Below are 19,951 nucleotides of genomic sequence, written 5' to 3'. Positions count from 1 at the left end.
TACCGCGCTCTTGAACCCGCCAACGCACTCCTACACTTTGACTAGCAACTCCCAGCTCCCAGACCACGCAAGGAGGCCACCATGACAGTCCAGGTCGGCACCGATACGGCCAAGACCCGCCGCTCGCTCACGGTGGGCGATGAGACGCTCGCCTATTACTCCATCCCCGCCGCAGAAGAGGCCGGTCTCGGCAGCTTCACGAAGTTGCCCGCGGCGCTCAAGGTCGTGCTGGAGAACATGCTACGGTTTGAGGATGGCGGGCGCACTGTCAGCGTCGATGACATCAAGGCCTTCGCGGAATGGGGCGAGAAAGGCGGCAAAAACCCACGGGAGATCGCCTACCGCCCCGCCCGCGTACTCATGCAGGATTTCACGGGCGTGCCTGCCGTGGTGGACCTCGCCGCCATGCGCGACGGGATCAAGGCGCTGGGCGGCGATCCTCAGAAGATCAATCCGCTCAACCCGGTCGATCTCGTCATCGACCACTCGGTGATGATCGACGAATTCGGCAACCCCCGCGCCTTCCAGATGAACGTGGACCGCGAATACGAGCGCAACATGGAGCGCTACACGTTCCTGAAATGGGGCCAGTCGGCGTTCAACAACTTCCGCGTGGTGCCGCCGGGCACCGGCATCTGCCACCAGGTCAATCTCGAATACCTCGCGCAGACGGTCTGGACCGACACGGACCAGAGCGGCCAGGAAGTGGCCTACCCCGACACGCTCGTGGGCACGGATTCGCACACGACGATGGTCAACGGCGCTGCCGTCCTCGGCTGGGGCGTGGGCGGGATCGAGGCGGAGGCCGCGATGCTGGGCCAGCCCATCTCCATGCTCATCCCGGAGGTCGTGGGCTTCGAACTCACCGGCGAGATGGTCGAGGGCACGACGGGCACGGACCTCGTTCTCAAGGTCGTCGAGATGCTGCGCAAGAAGGGCGTCGTCTCTAAGTTCGTGGAATTCTACGGCGCGGGGCTCGATACCCTGCCGCTCGCGGACCGCGCCACCATCGCCAACATGGCCCCCGAATACGGCGCGACCTGCGGCTTCTTCCCCATCGACGGCGAGACGCTGCGCTACCTGCGTACGACAGGCCGCGACGAGGCGCGCATCGCGCTTGTGGAGGCCTACGCCAAGGAGAACGGTTTCTGGCGCGACGCGGACTACGCGCCGATCTACACCGACACGCTCCATCTCGACATGGGCACGATCGTCCCCGCGATTTCGGGCCCGAAGCGCCCGCAGGATTTCGTGCCCCTCACCGGCGCGGCGGATGCCTTCTACAAGGTCGTGGCCGATCACCGCGGCGTGGATATCTCGCTCGAATCAAAGGACATGGCCGCCGAAGGCCCCGCCCCCACCACGGCCAGCGAGCCGCACAAATCCGTGCCCGTCGAGGGCGAGGAGTTCGCGCTCCGCGACGGCTCCATCGTGATCGCCTCGATCACCTCCTGCACCAACACGTCGAATCCCTATGTGATGATCGGCGCAGGGCTCGTGGCGCGGAAGGCGCGCGAGCTTGGCCTCAACCGCAAACCGTGGGTGAAAACCTCGCTCGCACCGGGCTCGCAGGTCGTCAGCGCTTATCTCGAGGCGGCGGAGTTGCAGGACGACCTCGACGCCATCGGCTTCAACCTCGTGGGCTATGGCTGCACCACCTGCATCGGCAATTCCGGCCCCATCCAGAAGGAATTCTCCGAGGCGATCGCCAAGGGCGACCTCGTGGGCGTCTCCGTCCTGTCCGGCAACCGTAACTTCGAGGGCCGGATTTCGCCCGACGTACGCGCCAACTACCTCGCGTCGCCGCCCCTCGTGGTGGCTTATGCGCTTGCAGGCGACATGAACATCGACATTGCCCGCGATCCCATCGCGCAGACGCCGGACGGCAAGGATGTCTACCTGAAGGATATCTGGCCCTCCCAGCAGGAGATCGCCGAGCTCGTGGAGAAAACCGTCACGCGAGAGGCGTTTCAGGAGAAATACGCCGACGTCTTCAAGGGCGACGAGAAATGGCGCGGCGTGGATGTGCCAGACCAGGAGACCTATGACTGGCCCGCCACCTCCACCTACGTCCAGAACCCGCCCTATTTCCAGGGCATGACGATGGATACGAAAGCCATCGAGAACATCACCGGCGCCCGCGTGATGGCGATCCTGGGCGACATGATCACGACGGACCACATCTCTCCGGCCGGATCTTTCAAAGAGACGACGCCCGCGGGCAAGTACCTCACCGAGCGCCAGGTCGCCCCGCGGGAGTTCAACTCCTACGGCTCGCGGCGCGGCAATCACGAGGTCATGATGCGCGGCACCTTCGCCAATATCCGCATCAAAAACGAGATGCTCGACGGCGTCGAAGGCGGCTATACGCTGGGCCCGGATGGCGAGCAGATGTCGATCTACGACGCCTGCATGGCCTACCAGGACAAGGGCATCCCGCTCGTCGTCTTCGGCGGCGAGCAATACGGCGCGGGATCGAGCCGCGACTGGGCCGCCAAGGGCACCGCGCTGTTGGGCGTGAAGGCCGTGATCGCGGAGAGCTTCGAGCGCATCCACCGCTCTAACCTCGTGGGCATGGGCGTCATCCCCTTCGAGTTCACGAACGGCGTCACCCGCAAGACGCTCGGCCTCAAGGGCGACGAGACGGTGGACATCACCGGCCTCGAAGGCGTCAAACCGCTCCAGATCGTGCCTGCGACGATCACGCGCGCGGATGGCACCACCGAAGAAATCGAGCTCAAGTGCCGGATCGATACCGGGGTTGAGATCGAATATATCGAGAATGGCGGCGTGCTGCATTACGTGCTGCGCAACCTCGCCAAGGAGCCGGTGGCCGCCGAATAGGCCCGGGCTGACACGTCCTACCGGTGGCTCCCTTGGGATGCTTCCGGAAATGACGCGCGATCTGGGGCACAGCCCCGGTCCGCTCTGCTAATTCAGCGCCTCTCGCAGGACGGGAAGGAATTGCTGCTCGTACTGGCTGCCCACGAGGGGGCCGATGTAGCGGTGGAGCACGGTGCCGTCGGGGGCGAGGATGAAGGTCTCCGGCGGAGCCGACACGCCCCAATCGAGCGAGGCGCGGCCCGACGGGTCCACGCTCGTGGCCGCGAAGGGATTGTCATCATCGCGCAGGTACTGCGCTGCGGCTCCGGGATCATCGCGGAAATTCACGCCCACGATGCGCAGCCCTTCGGCCTCCATCGCGAGGAGGTTCGGATGCTCGGCCCGGCAGGGCGGGCACCAGCTCGCCCAGAAGTTCACCAGCGTCACCTCCCCTTCGGTGAGGCTATCGAGCGGCGCCGTACCAGCCACCGCCTCCGGCGGCAGCGTGTCGGGCGCCCCGCGCCCAATGAGCGCGGAGGGCAGCGCGTCCGGGTCCACTCGCTGCATCCCGATGTAGAAGGTCGCTGCCAGCGCCACGAAAAGGATCGGCGGCAGGAAGGCGAGCCATCTACCCATCGCGCGCCTCCGCCTCCCCAAGGAGGCGCTTGACCCGCCGCGCCCGCACGACGGTGATCCCCACGATCGCACCGAGGAGGACGAGCGTGCCTGCGTAGGCGGCGAGCACCTCGCCCGCATATTGCCCGAGCGCCGTCACGCCGAGGCCTGCGCGGTGAGCACCTGGAGCCGGCGCAGCCGCACCTCCGTCCGCGCCCGCACGAGCGTGAGCGCGAGAAAGAGGAAGAAGAAGCCCGCCATGGCGATCGCGAGCGGGACAAAGAACGTATCGTCGATCGTGCGCCCGCCCGTGGCCACCGGCACGCTCGTGCCCTGGTGGAGCCCCTGGTTCCAGAACCGCGCGGCGTAGCGCGAAAGCACGGCGAAGACCGAGCCCACGATGGCCAGCATCGCCGTGAGGTCGGCGGCAAGCTCGGGATCCGAGATCGCCTCCCAGAGCGCGATGTAGCCGAGATAGAAGAGCGCGAGGATGAGAAATGAGGTGAGCCGCGGATCCCAGGCCCACCATGTCCCCCACATGGGCTGGCCCCAGATGGCGCCGGTGAGAAGCCCGATGAGCGTCATCACGAGCCCCACGGGCGCCGCCGCGCGGCCCACGAGCGCGCTCACGGGCTGGCGCCGGATGAGCCAAAGCAGTGCGCAGGCGAACATGAGGAAATAGCCGTTGATCGCCATTAGTGCGGACGGCACGTGGATGTAGAGGATCTTCACCGTCGATCCCATGCGGAAATCGTCGCCGGTGAAGAAGAAGCCCCAGCCCACGCCGAGCAGGGTGAGCCCCACGCCCAGCGCCCAGAGCCACGGCAGCGCGACCCCGGTCCACCCCATGAACTTCCGGGGATTGGCGTATTGCCAGAGATTGACCATCGGAAGGGATTTAGCGTCTCGGCCCATGGTTCAAAAGGCCTAGCGCAGGGAGGCGCGCAATGCCGCAGCGCCCGCGAAAGGCAAAAGCGCCACCGCGCCGAGGCTCGTAGCGCCGAGCAGCGCGAGCGGCGCGTCGTAGGCCAGCGCCTGTGCCCCGCGCCGCGCCACCTCCGCGCCGAAAATGAGGGTCGGCACGTAGAGCGGCAGGACGAGAAGCGATAGAAGAAGCCCGCCGCGCTTGACCGAGACGGTGAGCGCCGCGCCGAAGGCCCCGATGAAGCTGAGGGCCGGTGTGCCAACGGCCAGTGCGAGGAAAAGCGGCACCATGCCCCCCGGTGGCAGCGCCAGGAGGATCCCCAGGGGCGGGCCGAGCACAGCGAGGACAGCGCCCGTCGTGAGCCAATGCGCCAGCGCCTTGGCAAAGAAGATCGCCTCCGCTGGAAGCGCGAGGACAAGCTGCTCGAGACTGCCATCCTCGGCATCGAGCGCGAAGAGCCGGTCGAGCGTCAGCAGCGTGGCCAGAAGCGCCGCGAGCCAGAGGACCCCGGGGGCTATCGTGGCCAGCCCCGTGCGCTCGGGCCCAACGGCGAAGGGCACGAGGACGATCACGATCAGAAAGAACGCGAGCCCGAGACCGAAGCCCCCGCCCGAGCGCAGCGCCAGCGCCAGATCACGCAGGAGCAGCGCGATCATTCGAGCGGCTCCGCGAAGGCGCCCGCGCGCGGGGACCGCGCCGCGAAGGAGCCAAGATCGAGGCGCGGGCAATCGATGGGGGGCGTCCCATGGGTGACGAGGAGCGCGCTTCCGCCCTTTGCAAGATGCGCCTCGAGCGCGTCGGCGAGCTGTCCCTGGCCCTCGGCATCGAGAGCGGCGGTGGGCTCGTCGAGGAGCCAGATCGGCCGCCCGCTCACGACGAGCCGCGCCAGCGCGCAGCGCCGCCGCTGCCCGGCGGAGAGCGCGGCACCGGGCCGGTCGGCCAGCGCCGTGAGCCCGTAAGCCACGAGCGCCTCGGGCACGCGCGCCGTGCCGTTGACCCGGGCCCAGAAGGAGAGCGTTTCAGCGACCGTGAGCGTGGCCTTCAGACCGTCGGCATGGGCGGCATAGGCCACCGTCTCGGGGTCATGGCGGAGCGTGCCGGCGAGCGGCGGACAGAGGCCCGCGAGTGTCCTCAAGAGCGTCGTCTTGCCCAGCCCGTTCGCCCCGTGGAGCGAGAGCGCCGTGCCGGCGGGCACATCAAAAGTGACCCCGCTCAGGAGTGGCTGGCCCGCACGGCCTATGCCGAGCCCCGTGACGGAAAGCGCAGTCGCGGAGAGCCCCGCTGCGGCGCGCCCCCCAGCGCTCAAGCCGCCCCTCCCGCGGGGTGCGCGCGGCGGGGCGATCCGGGCATTGCTAGTCTTCCTTGTTGGCGCCGCCGAACTGCGTGCCGCCCGCTGCCGCGCCGAATTGCGTGCCCGCGCCCGCATCGGGCTTCGACCAGTCGCGCTTCACGCCGAGATAGAGAAGGATCGCGGAGGCCACGAAGATCGAGGAATAGGTGCCCACGATCACGCCCCAGATCATCGCGAAGACGAAGCCGCGGATCACATCGCCCCCCAGCACGTAGAGCGAGAAGAGCGCCAGGAGCGTCGTCACCGAGGTCATGACCGTGCGCGAGAGCGTCTCGTTGATCGAGAGGTTCAGCACCTCTTTCAGCGGGCGCTTCTTGTATTTGCGCAGGTTCTCGCGGACCCGGTCGAAGACGACGACGGTGTCGTTGAGGGAGTATCCCACGATGGTCAGGAGCGCCGCGATGATGGCGAGATCGAAGCGGATCTGAAGCTCGCTGAAGATGCCGATCGTGAGGATCACGTCGTGGACGAGGGCCGCCACGGCGCCCAGGGCGAATTGCCACTCGAAGCGCAGCCAGATGTAGATCAGCACCGCCCCGATCGCGAGGAGCACGGCGATGATCGCCGTCTGGATGAGCTCGCCCGAGACAGTGGGACCCACCGATTCCACGCTTGGAAAGGGAAGCTGCATGCCGGGATCGATGGCCGAGAGCGCCTCGGCCACGGCGTTGATCGTGGCGGCGGTGACGCTCTCCTGCCCCTCCTGCGCCTGGATGGAAATCTGGGCCACGTTCTCGTCGGGCCCGAAGGTCGGATCGAACACCTCCGAGATCGAGACATCCCCGAGCTCGAGGGCCTGAAGCGCGTCGCGGTAGGCGCCCACGTCCACGGGCTGGGTGGATTCGGTGCGGATCGCCGTGCCGCCGCGAAAATCGATCCCGAAATTCAGCCCCTGGATCAGGTAGGAGCCGAAGGCGAGCACCATCAGGAGTGCCGAGATCCCGAACCAGAGCTTCCAGCGCGAGAAGAAATCGATGGAGGTTTCCTTGGGAACCAGTCTCAGGCGCATGGATTGGAGCTCCTTACGTCCCGGACATGATCCGGGACCTCTACCTCGGGATTGACCAGGAGGCCCCGGATCAGGTCCGGGGCAGGATGCGCTGGGGGCTTAAGCGGCACGGAGAGCGGCGACGTCATACCTCGAGCACCTTCGGCCGCTTCCGCTCGAACCACATGATCACCAGCACCCGTGTCACGAAGATCGCAGTAAAGACCGATGTCAGGATGCCGAGGCCCAGCGTGATCGCGAAGCCGCGCACGGGCCCCGAGCCCATCAGGTAGAGGATGAGCGCGGTGATGAAGGTCGTGATATTGGCGTCGATGATGGCCGAAAGTGCCTTTTCGTAGCCCAGTTCGATGGCTCTCGCGGGGCCCTTCGCGGTCTTCAGCTCTTCGCGGATCCGCTCGAAGATCAGCACGTTGGCATCCACCGCCATGCCGATGGTGAGCACGATCCCCGCGATGCCGGGCAGTGTCAGCGTGGCGCCCAGCGTGCTCAGAAGCCCGAAGATGAGGCCGACATTGATCACGAGCGCGACATTGGCGAAGAGCCCGAAGAGGCCGTAGCTCAGCGCCATGAAGACGAGCACGAGCGCGAAGGCGACGATACAGGCGATGGTGCCGGCGTCGATCGAATCCTGCCCAAGCTCCGGGCCCACGGTGCGCTCCTCGAGGAAATCGAGCCCCGCGGGCAGCGAGCCCGCGCGCAGTAGGATCGCGAGATTGGTCGATTCCTCGATCGTGAACGCGCCGGAGATCTGCCCCGCCCCGCCAGTGATCGCGTTGCGGATCGTGGGCGCGCTCACGACCTCCCCGTCGAGCACGATGGCGAAGGGCGAGCCGATATTTGCGCTGGTATACTCGCCGAAGGCCCGCGCGCCGGTGGTGTTGAAGCGGAAATCGACACTCGGATTGCCGTTCTGATCGAAGGAAGGCTGCGCGTTCACGAGCGTTTCGCCGGTCACGACCGCGCCGCGCTCGAGGATGTAGAAGAGCCCTTCGGCCTCCTGAGCGGGCAGGAGTTCGTTGCCCGGGCCGGGATTTGCGTTGGCGTCGGAGGTGGAGCCGACGACAGGCTGGAAGGTGAGGAGCGCCGGCCGCCCGATCAGTTCCTTGACCTCTTGCGCCGAGCCGATGCCCGGCACCTGGATGAGAATGCGGCGCGCGCCCTGGCGCTGGATCGTGGGCTCGCGCGTACCGGCCTCGTCAATCCGGCGGCGGATGATCTCGAGCGATTGCGCCATGGTGCGCTCGTCGGTGGCCTCCTGCTCGGCCGCCGAGAGGCGCACGATGAGGATGTCGCCGTCGCTGGCCACCTCGATATCGGTCTGGAGTGCGCCCGTGAGGGTCTGGAGCGGGTTGGCGAGGCTCCGCGCCACTTCCATGGCCCGCGCCATGCCGGCCTCCTCGCTGATCCGCACGCGCAGCTCGTCGCCGCCGCCGGGCTGAAGCCGGATCGTGCCGATGGTGGCGCGCTCGGGGCGCAGCGCGTCGCGCAGCTCGGGCCAGAAGCCCTCGAGGCGCGTCTCATAGACCTCCTCGAGCCGGACCTCGGCCAGAAGATGCGCGCCGCCGCGCAGATCGAGCCCCAGATTGACGAGGGAGGACGGCATCCAATCGGGCCATTGCCCCGCGGCTTCGGCGTTTTCCTGCGTCTCGAAGCCCGCTTCGATGCGCGCCTCGGCGTCGTTGGATTGCTCCACGCGGTTGTAGAATGCGTTGGGCAGCGCCAGGAGAAGCCCCCCCAGCACCACCGCCCAGATCAGGACCCGTTTCCAGCCCTCGATCTTGAGCATGCTATTTCTCCGCCGGCTCGGTCTTGGACATCACGCGCGCGATCGTGTCCTGCACCACGCGGACCTTCACGCCCTGCGACAGCTCCACCTCGAGCTCGTTGTCTTCCTTCACCTTGGTGACCTTGCCGATGAGGCCGCCCTGCGTGACGACCTGGTCGCCGCGCCGCAGTTCGGAGACCATCTTGGCATGGGCTTTGATCTTCTGTTGCTGGGGCCGGAACACCAGCAGGTAGAAGATGGCGATGATTAGGAGCGGAAAAAGCAGCGATCCAAAGGTTTCCATGGGGCCCTCGAGTAGTGGTTAGGGGGGACGTAACGACGCCCGCAGGTGATGGCAAGAAACCGCGGATCAATTTGCGCGCGTGATCCGCCTCTCCGGGCGCTCTCGCCCCCTTCAGCGGCATCCCCGGGGCACGGTATGGCCCACGGGCAAGCGCCTCGGACGGGCATCTCTCTGAGGGCGTGGCCCGGCCCAGTGCCCCGTTCTCCCCCGATCTTCCCTCGCCGCCGCCCGAAAACGCGCCATTTCCTTCTGGTACAGCTGCACTGGAGGCTCCCATGGACGTGCTTCACCTCTTCGGTTCGACGCATAACAGCTTCTATTACGACCTCTCGAAGATGTACGCCTCAGAGGTGCTGCGCCCGCCTGGCATCTCGCACCGCTTCACCTCGGTCTCCCCGGACGGCAGCTGGCGCTTCGGGCCTGCGCCAGACGATCTGGGCCCGGCCCTTCCGCTCGGAGAGGCGCTCGCACAGGTGGGGCGCCCCGATCTCCTCGTCCCGCACATGTTCTGCAAGAAGGGCATGACGAGCTATCGCGCGCTCTTCGAGGATCTGCTCGGCATCCCAGTGGTGGGCGCGCCCGCCACTGTGGCCGGGCTCGCCACGAGCAAGCTCTGGACGCGCGACGTGGCTGCCTCCGCCGGCGTGGAGGTGGCCACGGCAGAGCGCCTCTTCGGCGCGGCCCGGCCCACGCTCGCGGTGCCCTACGTCGTCAAACCCGATGACGAGGACAATTCCATCGGCATCTCCGTGGTGCGTGACCCCGCGGAGGCCGAGGCGGCGCTTGATCATGCCCGCGCGCAATCCCCGCGCGTCTTCGCGGAAGCCTATATCCCCGGGCGCGAGATCCGCGCGGCGGTGGTGGAGCGCGACGGCGCGCTCCACGTCCCCGCCTTCATCGAATACCCTGTGAGCGAGGCGCGCCCGATCCGGGAGGTCGAGGACAAGCTCGAAGCTCAGGGTGACGGCAAAATGCGCCAGTCAGTGCGCGAAGACGCGCAACCCATCTGCCCGGCCGAGGTCTCGCCCGCCCTCGCCGAGCGGCTCGTCGAAGCCGCTCGCACCGCCCATGTGGCGCTCGGGGCGCGGCACTATTCGCTTTACGATTTCCGCGTTCACGAGGATACGGGCGTGCCCCACATGCTCGAGGCCGGGCTCTTCTGGTCCTTCAGCGCCATCAGCGCGATCTCGAAGATGCTGGCCGCCAGCGGCGCCGACCCCACCGAGATCACGGGCGAGATCTGGCGCGCCGCCGCCGAGGACGGCCGCGCAAGGCTCTCCATGGCCGCTGAGTAGACCGCGGGCCGGGTCCCGGCCCTGCGCGAGCTTGGGGGCTCCGCGCCTAGTAGTAGTGCCCGTGGCGGTAGTCCCAGCTGATGAAATGCTCCGAGAGAAGCGCCATGATCTCGGTGCAGGCGAGGCCCTTGCGGATGAGCACCGGCCCCGGGCTCACGTCCCGGTCGCCCTTCTGGAGGGGCACCAGCGCGCCTGAGGCATCCACCATGGAGACCATCACACCCTGCTCGTAACGCGTCTCAGCGCTGGCGTCGGGCTGGATCGAGGCCACGTAATCATTGGCTTCCACGATGAGGTCGGCTTCGTTCTCGATGCGCTCGCCAATGCCTTCCACGAGGCCACGGTTGCCCTTGCCGGACGGGTTGGCGGAGGAGGCGAAGACGAGCTTGCCGTGCTTCTCCCAGAGCTCGCGGGCGACCATCTCGGAGGGCACACCGAACTTGATGACGAAGCAGGAGGTGCCGCGCTCGTCCATCATCAGCTCTTCCGCGCCGGCGGGGATGTGGGTCTTGGCCTCATCTTTCCAGGGAAGGATGCAGCCCAGCAGGATGTCGCCATCCCAATGCGCTTGGTAGAATGCGTCGATCTCGTCGTTCATCTCGGCCAGTGCGCGCAGCTCTTCCATGGAGCCGCAGAGCACCACGCCTGGCTTGTTACGCTTGCGCACCTTGGCGTCGAACTTCCGCTCGAGGCCACCGGCATCCGAGGTCATGATGATGTAGCCGACCTTCGTGGGGCTCACGATGCATCCGCCCTCGCCGAGCAGGATCTCCATCGATTCCGGCTGCACGCCCCCGTTCCAGCGGATTTTCTTCTCTGCGCCCATCGAGCCCTCCGTTCACTGCGGGGGCGGAGTGGGTCAACGCGCGCGCGGTGTCAAGCGATAGGCCCCTCAAAGCCAGGGCGCGGCGGCCTTGGCCTGCGCTTCGAAGGCATCGATCGCCTCCGCCTTCTCCAGCGAGAGCCCGATATCGTCGAGCCCGTTGAGCAGGCAGTGCTTGCGGAACGGGTCGATCTCGAAGCCGATCACCTGCCCGTCGGACGTCGTGATCTCCTGCGCGGCGAGGTCCACGGTGACGCGGGCATTGGCGCCCTTCTCGGCGTCGGCCATAAGGATATCCACCTCGGCCTGCGGGAGCGTCACCGGCAGGATCCCGTTCTTGAAGCAGTTGTTGTAGAAGATGTCGGCGAAGCTCGTGGAGATCACGCAGCGGATGCCGAAATCGAGCAGCGCCCAGGGGGCATGCTCGCGCGATGAGCCGGTGCCGAAATTGTCGCCCGCCACGATGATCTGCGCCGCGCGATAGGCCGGGCGGTTCAGCACGAAATCGGGCTGCTCGCGCCCCTCCATGTCGTAGCGCATCTCCTCGAAGAGATGGACGCCGAGCCCGGAGCGCTTGATCGTTTTCAGGAATTGCTTGGGCAGGATCATGTCGGTGTCGATGTTGACGAGCGGCATCGGCGCCGCCACGCCCGTAATTTTATCGAATTTTTCCATGGGCCTAGCCTCCTTGCCCGGTCGATACCACGGGCATGGCGGTGCGTCCATCACGGGGCGCTGACCCAATCGTGCATTGAGCGGATGACCGTCCCGGCGGATGCTCCGCGTACGTCACGAGAGGCCGCCCATGACCCTTGCCCGCATTTTCTTCGCCCTCGCCTGCCTGCTGGCCACCCCCGCCCACGCGCAAAGCGCGTCCGGGGACGCACCCGCCCTGCCCGACTACATCGTCGAGCGCTTCGGCACACCGCCGGCCATCCCCACGGGCCCACTCTCCCCCGAGGTTGAGGACGCGATCCGCGTCGTCTTCGTCGACAGCCTCGAGCGCTCGCGGTGGGGTGAGCCGGAGCAGGAAGCGCTCGCCGTCATCGCGGCATCGGGCGACCCGCGCCTCGCCTGGATCATCGCCGACATGATGCGCTTCACCTGGCGGCTCGGCTTTGACAACGCCCTGGCCCAGGCCGCGAGCACCCTCACCGGCCTCGAGTTCAACCGCCCGCGCCGCTGGGGCATTCTCACGGACCACCTCATCGCCTGGGACATCCCCGCCCCGCCCGATTACCTCGACACGAAGCGTGCCATCTTCACGCGCTTTCTCCCCGGCCTCGAAGGCATCTTCGTGGAGGGTGATCTCGACTGGCGCATTGTCTCCTGGGGCGGCGTGCTCATCGATGATCGCGTGTTCGGCGACCCCGAGATCTGCAATTGCATCCCCGCCGCCGACAACCCGGAAGTGAGCAGCGCGGCCGATGCGGACTGGCTGGCCGACGAGGCCATCGTCTTCGGGCTCGTCATCAATGGAGAGGCCCGCGCCTATCCGCGGCGGATCATGGAAGTGCGCGAGATGGTCAACGACACGCTGGGCGGGCGCGACCTCGGCATCCCCTACTGCACGCTCTGCGGCGCCGCGCAGGCCTATTTCACCGACGCGGTGCCCGAAGGCGTGGCGCGCCCCATCCTGCGGACATCGGGGCTGCTCAGCCGGTCGAACAAGGTGATGTACGACCTCAACACGCGCTCCGTCTTCGATACCTTCCTCGGCCATGCCGTCACCGGGCCGCTGGCGGAGGCTGGCGTGGCGCTGCCCCGCGCCGGGCTTGTCACGACGACCTGGGGCGACTGGAAGCGCGCGCATCCCGAGACCACCGTGCTCGTCGAAGCTCTGGCACTGGGCCGCGATTTCAACTTCCGCGAGGGGCGCGACGCCGCCGGCCCAATCTTCCCGGTGGGCGACGTGGACCCGCGCCTCGAGGTCCAGGACGATGTCATCGGCGCGCTGACCGCCTCCGGCACGCCGGTGGCCTTCCCCCATGGCGCGGCGCTCCTCGCGCTGCGCGACGGGCGCGAGGTCCGCTTCGAGGATATCGAGATCGTGCTGACGGCCGGCGGCCTCAAAGCGCAGCGCACCGACGGAAGCGATCCCGGCGGGCATGACGCCTTCTGGTTCGCGTGGTCGCAGTTCCACCCGGACACGGCGGTCTGGCAGCCGCTCTGAGCCTCAGCGGACATCTTCCGCGACCGGAGCGCGCGCGGATCGCGGGCATGGCGCCTCGCATGATCGAAGCGCGTTCGGCACGCGCAGTCCACATCGCCGGTTTCGGCCCCTTTTCCTCCCCTGCGCCCCGCGCTAACAGGCCGCACGGAGGACAGAGCCATGCACGACATCAAGCTCATCAGGCAGGACCCGGCCGCCTTTGACGCGGCCCTCGACCGGCGTGGGGATGCGCCCGTTTCCTCCGAGATCCTCGCGATTGACGAGGCCCGCCGTGCCAAGATCCTCGCCGCCGAAACCGCACAGGCCGAGGCCAACAAGGCCGCAAAGGAGGTGGGCGCCGCCAAGGGCCGGGGCGACGAGGCGGAATTCGAGCGCCTCCGCGCACTTGTCTCTGAAAAGAAAGCGGAAATCGCGAAGCTGAACGACGAGGCCAAGGCCGAGGATGCTCGCCTCACGGACGCCCTCGCCCGCATCGCAAACCTCCCCGCCGATGACGTACCTGACGGCGCGGACGAAGACGCCAATGTCGAGATCCACCGCTGGGGCGAGCCTCGCCGCATCAACGACGCGCGCGAGCATTTCGACATCCCCGCCGTGAAGCCCGGCATGGATTTCGAGACCGCCGCCAAGATGAGCGGGGCGCGCTTCGTGCTGCTGAAGGGCACCATGGCCCGCCTGCACCGTGCGCTCGCGCAATTCATGCTGGACAAGCACACACTCGAGCACGGCATGACGGAGACGAACACGCCCGTCCTCGTGCGCGACGAAGCGATGTACGGCACCGACAAGCTGCCGAAATTCGGGGAAGACAGCTACCAGACGACGAATGGCTGGTGGCTCATCCCCACCTCGGAAGTCTCGCTCACCTATTCCGTGGCGGGCGAGGTCCTCGAGGAGGCAGCGCTGCCCATCCGCCTCACCGCGCACTCGCTCTGCTTCCGGTCCGAGGCGGGCAGCGCGGGCCGCGACACAGCGGGCATGCTCCGCCAGCACCAGTTCGAGAAGGTGGAGATGGTCGCCATCACCCATCCCGAGCAGTCGGAGGCAGAGCAGAAGCGCATGCTGGGCGCCGCGCAAGCCATTCTGGAAGCTCTGGAAATTCCCTATCGCACGGTCGTGCTCTGCACCGGCGACATGGGCTTTGGTGCGCGGCGGACCTACGACATCGAGGCTTGGCTTCCGGGGCAGAACACCTACCGCGAGATCAGCTCGGTGAGCACCACCGGGGATTTCCAGGCGCGGCGCATGAATGCCCGTTTCAAGCCCACCGGCGGAGGCAAGCCCGCCTATGTCCACACGCTCAACGGATCGGGCGTCGCCGTGGGCCGCTGCCTCATCGCCGTGCTCGAGAACGGACAGGAGCCCGACGGCTCGGTCGCTCTTCCCAAGGCTCTCGCCCCCTACCTTGGCGGCGCGACGCGCATCACCGCCGAGGGGTCGCTTGCATGACGCCCATGGCCTGGCTGACATTCCTGCTGTCGGTCACCTTCGCGGTCTCGCCGCTCTTCACGGACCCCTTCACCGGCTTCCGCGCCGATCAGCTTCCCGTCCCGCAGGTGACCCCCCCGATCCAGCCCGCGGGCTATGCGTTCGCCATCTGGGGCGTGATCTACCTCTGGCTCATCGCGTCCGCGGGCTTTGGTGCACTCAAGCGCGCGCAGGACCCGGCCTGGCAAGCCACGCGGCCTTGGCTCATCGTCTCGCTCGGCATCGGCACCTTCTGGATCGCCATCGCCAATGCGAGCGTGCTGTGGGCCACGGTGACGATCTGGATGATGCTCGCCACGGCGCTCATCGCCCTCGTGAAGAGCCCCGTGACAGATAGGCTCTGGCTGCGCGCGCCGCTCGGGCTCTATGCCGGTTGGCTGAGCGCGGCATCCTTCGTCTCGCTCGCCGCGCTATTGGCCGGAAATGATTTGATAACAGATGGTTACGGCTGGGCGCTCATCCTCATTCCCGCCGCCTTCCTGCTGGCGGCCACGGTGCAGTTCAGCCAGGCGCGGGCCTTCGAGTACGGCCTCGCCGTTGCCTGGGCATTCCTCGCGATTGTCGTGGCCAATCAGGGGCTTGTGGAGATCCTTGCAAGCATCGCCGCGGCTTTCATCCTCATCCTAGCCATCCGCTCGGCCCGCGCTCAGACCGGCGAGATCTTGTAGGGCCGCACGCCGCGCAGGGATTGCGGCCTGTAGGCGGGCACGCCGTCGAGCCGCTCGTCCACGCTGGGATGGAGATCGGCGTCATCGCCGGGCCCCTTTCGCCACGCTAGCAGCGACGGGACCACGTCATAGAGCCCCGAGGCCGATCCCGGATTGCCCGGTTCCGCGGCATTGGGCAGCGTGAAGGCGGCGTCGTGGGAAAGCTCGAGACCGCGGTCGAGGGCTCCTTCGAGGATCCAGTCCCGCGAGATCGCGGCCAGACCGCTCATCTTGCTGGTGCCCCCCACCGTCCCGTGATTGCCGATGAACCAGAGCTGCTGATAGGGCCGCTGATCGCCCGTCGTGCCCTGGTTGAGGCCGAGGCTCTCGGAGCCGTCGCTCTTCTTGTGCGGACCAAGATTGCTCCAGAGCGCGGGCTCGAAGAGCTTGCGCTTCTCGTCGATGGCCACCGCGTGCCGCGCCGCCTTCACGAGGCTCGAGAGCTCCGTGTCATGGAAGCGGTGCCGCCAATTGACGATGTTCGCCAGCGCCCCGAAGACGGAGACGGGTATGCCGAGCGCCCCCACCGTGTCCCAAACGCCGAGATAGGAGATCGACACCAGCTGTGCATCGCCATCCCGCGCCGCGAGATCTGCCTCGGAGGTCGCGAAGCGCGGGCTGATCTTGCGGCGCTTTTCCATGATGTGGGGCGCGTCGGGATGGTTCTCGGCGCCTGGCGTGCGGTAGAGCCTGAAGGCGTCCTGCAGCGCGTAGGGCGCGAGCTTCGACCGCTCCATGATCCCGCATTTGCGGATCATGCCCACGAGGGACCGCGCGGTGTATGCGCCCCGGGAGAACCCGAACACCATCAGCCGGTCGCCGGGCTCGTAATTCTCGACGACGAAAGCATAGGCCTCGCGAATACGCTGGTTGAGGCCCCAGCCGAAGATCCCGCCGCCGTATTTCCAGAATTGCGTGCCGGCCCAGGTGGACCGGGTGCGCGCGCCGACGCCGCTGAAATAGGCCGCCACCTGCGTGTCTGTCTGCGCGCAAGCCTGGGCGCATTTGCGGACATGGGTCGGGATATCAATGGATTCGTTGTTCCACGTCCCGTCGCAGAAAACGGCGATGATCTTGGGCATGAATAACCTCAGGTTGAAATGCCCGAAGCTTAACTCCCGTGGGGTTTCTTGCCTAGGTGCTTGCGCAGCCGCGAGGGGGTGGATTTCTTGCGGTTCTTGAAGGGATTGTCGCGCCCCTGTCCGCGCATCGTGAGCCGGATTGGCGTGCCTGGCATGTCAAAATCCTCGCGCAACCCATTGATAAGGTAACGCGAATAGCTGGCGGGGATCTTGTCAGGCGCGGAGCACATGACGACGAAGCCCGGCGGGCGGGTCTTTGCTTGCGTGGCATAGCGCAGCTTGATGCGGCGGCCCGCGGGCGCGGGCGGCGGGTGTGCTTCGACCATGGCCTCGAGCCAGCGATTGAGGGCTGCGGTGGGCACGCGGCGGTTCCAGATCTCGTGAGCCCGGATGACAGCGGCCTGCAGGCGATCGATCCCGCGCCCCGTCTTGGCGGAGACCGTCACGAGCGGCGCGCCCTTGAGCTGCGGCAGCAGACGCTCAAAAGCCTCCTTCAGGCCCGCGAGCTTGGCCTGCTTGTCGCCCTCGAGGTCCCACTTGTTGACCGCCACGACCACAGCGCGCCCCTCCCGCTCGGCAAGGTCCGCGATGCGCAGGTCCTGCTGTTCGAAGGGGATCGCGGCATCGAGGAGAACCACGACGACCTCGGCGAACTTCACGGCGCGCAGGCCGTCGCCGACGGAGAGTTTCTCGAGCTTTTCCTGGACTTTCGCCCGTTTCCTCATGCCCGCGGTATCGAACATGCGCACCGGCGTGCCGGACCAGTCCATGGTCACGGAAATCGCGTCGCGCGTGATCCCCGCCTCGGGGCCGGTGAGCAGGCGGTCCTCGCCCAGCATCTGGTTGATGAGCGTCGATTTGCCCGCGTTGGGGCGGCCCACCACGGCCACCTGCAGCGGACGGTCGGGCCCCTCGGCCTCCACGTCGACATCGGTGACGGCCTCGTCCGCGGCCGCGGCGAACATCTCCTCGAAAGGAAGAAGGGCGGCGGCGAGATCGGCCATGCCCTCCCCGTGCTCGGCGCTGAGCGCCAGGGGCTCGCCCAGGCCCAGCGCGTAGGCTTCCATGAGCCCGTCTTCGGCGGCACGGCCCTCGGCTTTGTTGCAGGCGAGCACGACATGCTTGGCCCGCTTGCGCAGGATCTCGGCAAAGGTCTCGTCGGCGGCCGTCACGCCCGCGCGCGCATCCACGATGAAAAGGCAGACATCGGCCATGTCCACCGCGCGCTCCGTCAGGCGGCGCATCCGCGCCGGGAGGCTCTCGTCGGTCGCCTCCTCGAGGCCCGCCGTATCGATGACCGTGAAATGGAGATCGCCCAGCCGCCCCGCGCCCTCGCGCAGGTCGCGCGTCACGCCGGGCTGATCATCGACAAGGGCGAGCTTCTTGCCCACCAGACGATTGAAAAGCGTGGATTTTCCCACGTTCGGACGGCCCACGAGGGCCAGGGAGAAGGTCATCGGATCACTCGCCGGCAGCGTCAGGCGCGTGCCTTACACCGCCGGGCGCGGGAGGGAAAGCGCCCTCAGCGGTAGGCGAGGAGCGTGCCGCGCTTGGAGACGACATAGAGCGTCCCGCCGGCCACGATGGGCGCCGTTGCCGCGCCGCTCGGGATGGCGGTGCTGAAGGTCTGTGCGCCACTCACCGGGTCGAAGGCGCGAAGCTCGCCATCGGACGACGCGAGCCAGAGCCGCCCGCCCGCGAGCACGGGCCCGAAATGCGCGAATACCGTCTTCTGACGCCGTACGCGGCGCTCCTCGAAGAGCGGCAGCGCCACGCCCCAGATCCGCGCGCCTGTCTGCGCGTCGAGGCGGAGGAGCTCGTTCTGGTCGGACACGAAGAAGACGGAGCCCCCCACCACGACGGGCGTGGTGAGCGCGCCTTCCTGCGCCGTCCAGAGCCGCTCGCCATTGCCGAGGCTGATGGCGGCGAGGCGGCCTGCGGGATTGGCCACGAAGAGGTTGGAGCCGGCCACGACCGGGTCGGCGGAGATGTCGGAGATGCCGGAATAGGCCACGCCCGAGCGCGCACCGAGCACCGTGGCCGTCCAGCGCTGCACCCCGCCGCGGCGGAAGGTGGCGACAAGCTCGCCGGAGATGAAGGGGAAGATCGCCAAGTCGTCGGTGACCGCCGGACCCGCACCGCCGAGATAGCCCGAGGCTGACGGGGTTCCGCTGATCTGCCAGTCGATGCGGCCGGTTTCGGTATCGATGGCCCAGCCGACGCTGTCGCGCGCGGCCACGTAGAGGCGGCCGTCGAAATAGGTGGCAGACGCGCCGGCGAGGGCGTCGATGTCCTGTGTCCAGAGCTCGCCGCCCGTGGCGGGATCGAGGGCGATCACCTCGCCAAAGCCCGAATTGACGTAAAGCGCGCCACCGCCGAAGGCGAGGCCCGCACTGCCGCCCTGTCCCGCGCTCTCACCGGGCGGGATGATCCCGCGGCTCCAGAGCGGCGCCCCGGCGGTGGAGGTTGCGCTCACGCGGCCTTCGCTGTCCACGGTGTAGACACGGCCCTCGGCCACGACGGGCGTCGCGCTGATGCGCTGCCTACGGCCATCTCCCGCGCCGATATTGGCTGTCCATTGCAGCGCGGCGGAGGTGTTGAACTGTGCATGGGGCAGACGGTGAAGCCGGTTGCCGCCGGGATGGGTCCAGCTGGCATTGGCCTCTGGAGCAGGAAGCGAGATGGGCTGCGGCGCGTTCGCGGAGGCGACCGACGCGCGCGCAGCGTCGCGCCCGAAGGTCTCACGATCGCCCAGCAGCACCTCTTCCGGGGCACCGCACGCTGCCATTACGAGAAGAGACAGGGCCGCGCAGGTGCTGCGCACCGCGGAACCGGCCCGCGGACCACCCAACGGACCACCCAACCGACGAAAACGTTCCACCACCCTGCCCGCTCTCTCTTTTATTCTGAAGGCACAAACCCACTAGCACCCGGGAGGGCACTTGCCAACTCGGGCGTACCGCCGAGAGCGATGACCACCTCCGAGAGTCGGCGGCGTTGAACCTGCGAGGCCTCCGCGTCCTGAATGATCGCGTTAAAGGCGTCGATGGCGGCCTCAGTCTCCCCCGCGGCGACGAGATCGAGCGCTGAAAGCTCCAGAGCCACGGTCCGGTAGGGCGCGCCTGGCTCTGACAGCGCCGACAGCGCCAGCGCGCGATCGGCGCCGGAGACGTCGGTGTCGATCGCCAGCCGCTTGATCTGGGCGAGATCGCGGTAGAGCGCGGGCGTCTCGGGGTCGGAGGCCACGCGCCCCAACACCTCGACCGCCTCGGCGGTGTCGCCGGCCGTCTGGAACTCGGATGCCGCGAGGAACGCCTCCACGATGCCGTCACTGGCGGCGAGCGCTGCTCCGCGCGCGGCGGCGTCTGGGAGCGTGAGCGCCGTATTGATAGCGTCGCCGCGCGCCTCCGCTTCGGCCTCGGCCTGCGCCTTGCGGTATTCGTTCCAGGCCGTGCCGCCCACGAGCACGATCACCGCCAGCGCGGCGATCCAGCCATAGCGCCTGAGCAGCGCCGAAAACCTGTCGCGGCGCAGTTCTTCTTCGACCTCGGCGATGAACCCGTCGGTGTTGCTCACGGCGCATATCCCCTG

General features: G+C 67.5%; 19 protein-coding genes. 5 read left to right on the top strand and 14 right to left on the bottom strand.

Annotation, left to right across the window (positions count from 1 at the left end; genetic code table 11):
* The first annotated feature begins 81 nt into the window (after positions 1 to 81).
* Positions 82 to 2,844 (top strand): aconitate hydratase AcnA, encoded by a 2,763-nt coding sequence (gene acnA, locus AAFM92_02895; GenBank protein ID MEL7299309.1) that lies wholly within the window; start codon positions 82 to 84, stop codon positions 2,842 to 2,844.
* Positions 2,845 to 2,931: 87 nt separating this feature from the next.
* Here acnA and AAFM92_02890 read toward each other — a convergent pair whose 3' ends face one another.
* The 8 genes from AAFM92_02890 to yajC form a co-directional block, all read right to left on the bottom strand.
* Positions 2,932 to 3,459 carry a DsbE family thiol:disulfide interchange protein gene (locus tag AAFM92_02890; protein ID MEL7299308.1) on the bottom strand — a complete coding sequence of 176 codons (528 nt, stop codon included), beginning with the start codon at positions 3,457 to 3,459 and terminating at the stop codon, positions 2,932 to 2,934.
* Complete coding sequence (locus AAFM92_02885; GenBank protein ID MEL7299307.1) at positions 3,452 to 3,598, bottom strand: heme exporter protein CcmD; 147 nt, start codon at positions 3,596 to 3,598, stop codon at positions 3,452 to 3,454. The genes AAFM92_02890 and AAFM92_02885 overlap by 8 nt, the downstream gene beginning before the upstream one ends.
* Positions 3,595 to 4,326: a heme ABC transporter permease CcmC gene (gene ccmC / locus AAFM92_02880; protein ID MEL7299306.1), complete on the bottom strand. Its 732-nt coding sequence runs from the start codon at positions 4,324 to 4,326 to the stop codon at positions 3,595 to 3,597. The genes AAFM92_02885 and ccmC overlap by 4 nt, the downstream gene beginning before the upstream one ends.
* A 39-nt stretch (positions 4,327 to 4,365) precedes the next feature.
* Positions 4,366 to 5,019, bottom strand: a complete 654-nt coding sequence (gene ccmB / locus AAFM92_02875) for a heme exporter protein CcmB (protein ID MEL7299305.1) — start codon at positions 5,017 to 5,019, stop codon at positions 4,366 to 4,368.
* Entirely contained in the window at positions 5,016 to 5,669 is a 654-nt protein-coding gene (gene ccmA, locus AAFM92_02870) for a heme ABC exporter ATP-binding protein CcmA (protein ID MEL7299304.1), read from the bottom strand. The genes ccmB and ccmA overlap by 4 nt, the downstream gene beginning before the upstream one ends.
* A 46-nt stretch (positions 5,670 to 5,715) precedes the next feature.
* Positions 5,716 to 6,723 (bottom strand): protein translocase subunit SecF, encoded by a 1,008-nt coding sequence (gene secF / locus AAFM92_02865; protein ID MEL7299303.1) that lies wholly within the window; start codon positions 6,721 to 6,723, stop codon positions 5,716 to 5,718.
* A 124-nt stretch (positions 6,724 to 6,847) separates the two neighbouring features.
* A complete protein-coding gene (secD, locus tag AAFM92_02860) occupies positions 6,848 to 8,509 on the bottom strand; it encodes a protein translocase subunit SecD (GenBank protein ID MEL7299302.1) in 1,662 nt (553 codons plus the stop codon).
* Between the two features lies 1 nt (position 8,510).
* The gene (yajC, locus tag AAFM92_02855; GenBank protein MEL7299301.1) at positions 8,511 to 8,792 is read right to left on the bottom strand and encodes a preprotein translocase subunit YajC; all 282 of its coding nucleotides are present in this window, start codon (positions 8,790 to 8,792) and stop codon (positions 8,511 to 8,513) included.
* Positions 8,793 to 9,067: 275 nt separating this feature from the next.
* Here yajC and AAFM92_02850 point away from each other — a divergent pair, with 275 nt between their 5' ends.
* Positions 9,068 to 10,087, top strand: coding sequence for a D-alanine--D-alanine ligase (locus AAFM92_02850; GenBank protein MEL7299300.1), 1,020 nt, complete (start codon positions 9,068 to 9,070; stop codon positions 10,085 to 10,087).
* A gap of 46 nt (positions 10,088 to 10,133) precedes the next feature.
* Here AAFM92_02850 and AAFM92_02845 read toward each other — a convergent pair whose 3' ends face one another.
* Positions 10,134 to 10,913 carry a Sua5/YciO/YrdC/YwlC family protein gene (locus AAFM92_02845; GenBank protein MEL7299299.1) on the bottom strand — a complete coding sequence of 260 codons (780 nt, stop codon included), beginning with the start codon at positions 10,911 to 10,913 and terminating at the stop codon, positions 10,134 to 10,136.
* A gap of 66 nt (positions 10,914 to 10,979) precedes the next feature.
* Positions 10,980 to 11,585 carry a 3-isopropylmalate dehydratase small subunit gene (gene leuD / locus AAFM92_02840; protein ID MEL7299298.1) on the bottom strand — a complete coding sequence of 202 codons (606 nt, stop codon included), beginning with the start codon at positions 11,583 to 11,585 and terminating at the stop codon, positions 10,980 to 10,982.
* Between the two features lie 130 nt (positions 11,586 to 11,715).
* Between leuD and AAFM92_02835 the strand changes: the two genes are divergently transcribed.
* The 3 genes from AAFM92_02835 to AAFM92_02825 all read left to right on the top strand — a co-directional run bounded on the left by AAFM92_02835 (position 11,716) and on the right by AAFM92_02825 (position 15,239).
* Complete coding sequence (locus AAFM92_02835; protein MEL7299297.1) at positions 11,716 to 13,083, top strand: DUF3179 domain-containing (seleno)protein; 1,368 nt, start codon at positions 11,716 to 11,718, stop codon at positions 13,081 to 13,083.
* Positions 13,084 to 13,242: 159 nt separating this feature from the next.
* Positions 13,243 to 14,532 carry a serine--tRNA ligase gene (gene serS / locus AAFM92_02830; protein ID MEL7299296.1) on the top strand — a complete coding sequence of 430 codons (1,290 nt, stop codon included), beginning with the start codon at positions 13,243 to 13,245 and terminating at the stop codon, positions 14,530 to 14,532.
* Between the two features lie 5 nt (positions 14,533 to 14,537).
* Entirely contained in the window at positions 14,538 to 15,239 is a 702-nt protein-coding gene (locus AAFM92_02825) for a hypothetical protein (protein MEL7299295.1), read from the top strand.
* Here the strand turns inward: AAFM92_02825 and AAFM92_02820 are convergent.
* The 4 genes from AAFM92_02820 to AAFM92_02805 form a co-directional block, all read right to left on the bottom strand.
* Positions 15,218 to 16,360 carry a DUF2235 domain-containing protein gene (locus AAFM92_02820; protein MEL7299294.1) on the bottom strand — a complete coding sequence of 381 codons (1,143 nt, stop codon included), beginning with the start codon at positions 16,358 to 16,360 and terminating at the stop codon, positions 15,218 to 15,220. The two genes, AAFM92_02825 and AAFM92_02820, sit on opposite strands and share 22 nt — an antisense overlap.
* A 29-nt stretch (positions 16,361 to 16,389) precedes the next feature.
* On the bottom strand, positions 16,390 to 17,817 hold the full coding sequence (gene der / locus AAFM92_02815) for a ribosome biogenesis GTPase Der (GenBank protein MEL7299293.1): 1,428 nt from the start codon (positions 17,815 to 17,817) through the stop codon (positions 16,390 to 16,392).
* 65 nt (positions 17,818 to 17,882) lie between these two features.
* Positions 17,883 to 19,148, bottom strand: coding sequence for a PQQ-binding-like beta-propeller repeat protein (locus AAFM92_02810; protein ID MEL7299292.1), 1,266 nt, complete (start codon positions 19,146 to 19,148; stop codon positions 17,883 to 17,885).
* A gap of 113 nt (positions 19,149 to 19,261) precedes the next feature.
* Positions 19,262 to 19,936 carry a hypothetical protein gene (locus AAFM92_02805; GenBank protein ID MEL7299291.1) on the bottom strand — a complete coding sequence of 225 codons (675 nt, stop codon included), beginning with the start codon at positions 19,934 to 19,936 and terminating at the stop codon, positions 19,262 to 19,264.
* Positions 19,937 to 19,951: the final 15 nt, after the last annotated feature.

The organism is Pseudomonadota bacterium (assembly GCA_038533575.1).
Lineage (GTDB): Bacteria > Pseudomonadota > Alphaproteobacteria > Rhodobacterales > Rhodobacteraceae > Shimia_B.
The sequence above is the reverse complement of the archived record's forward strand: the minus strand, read 5'-3'. Positions and strand labels throughout refer to the sequence as shown.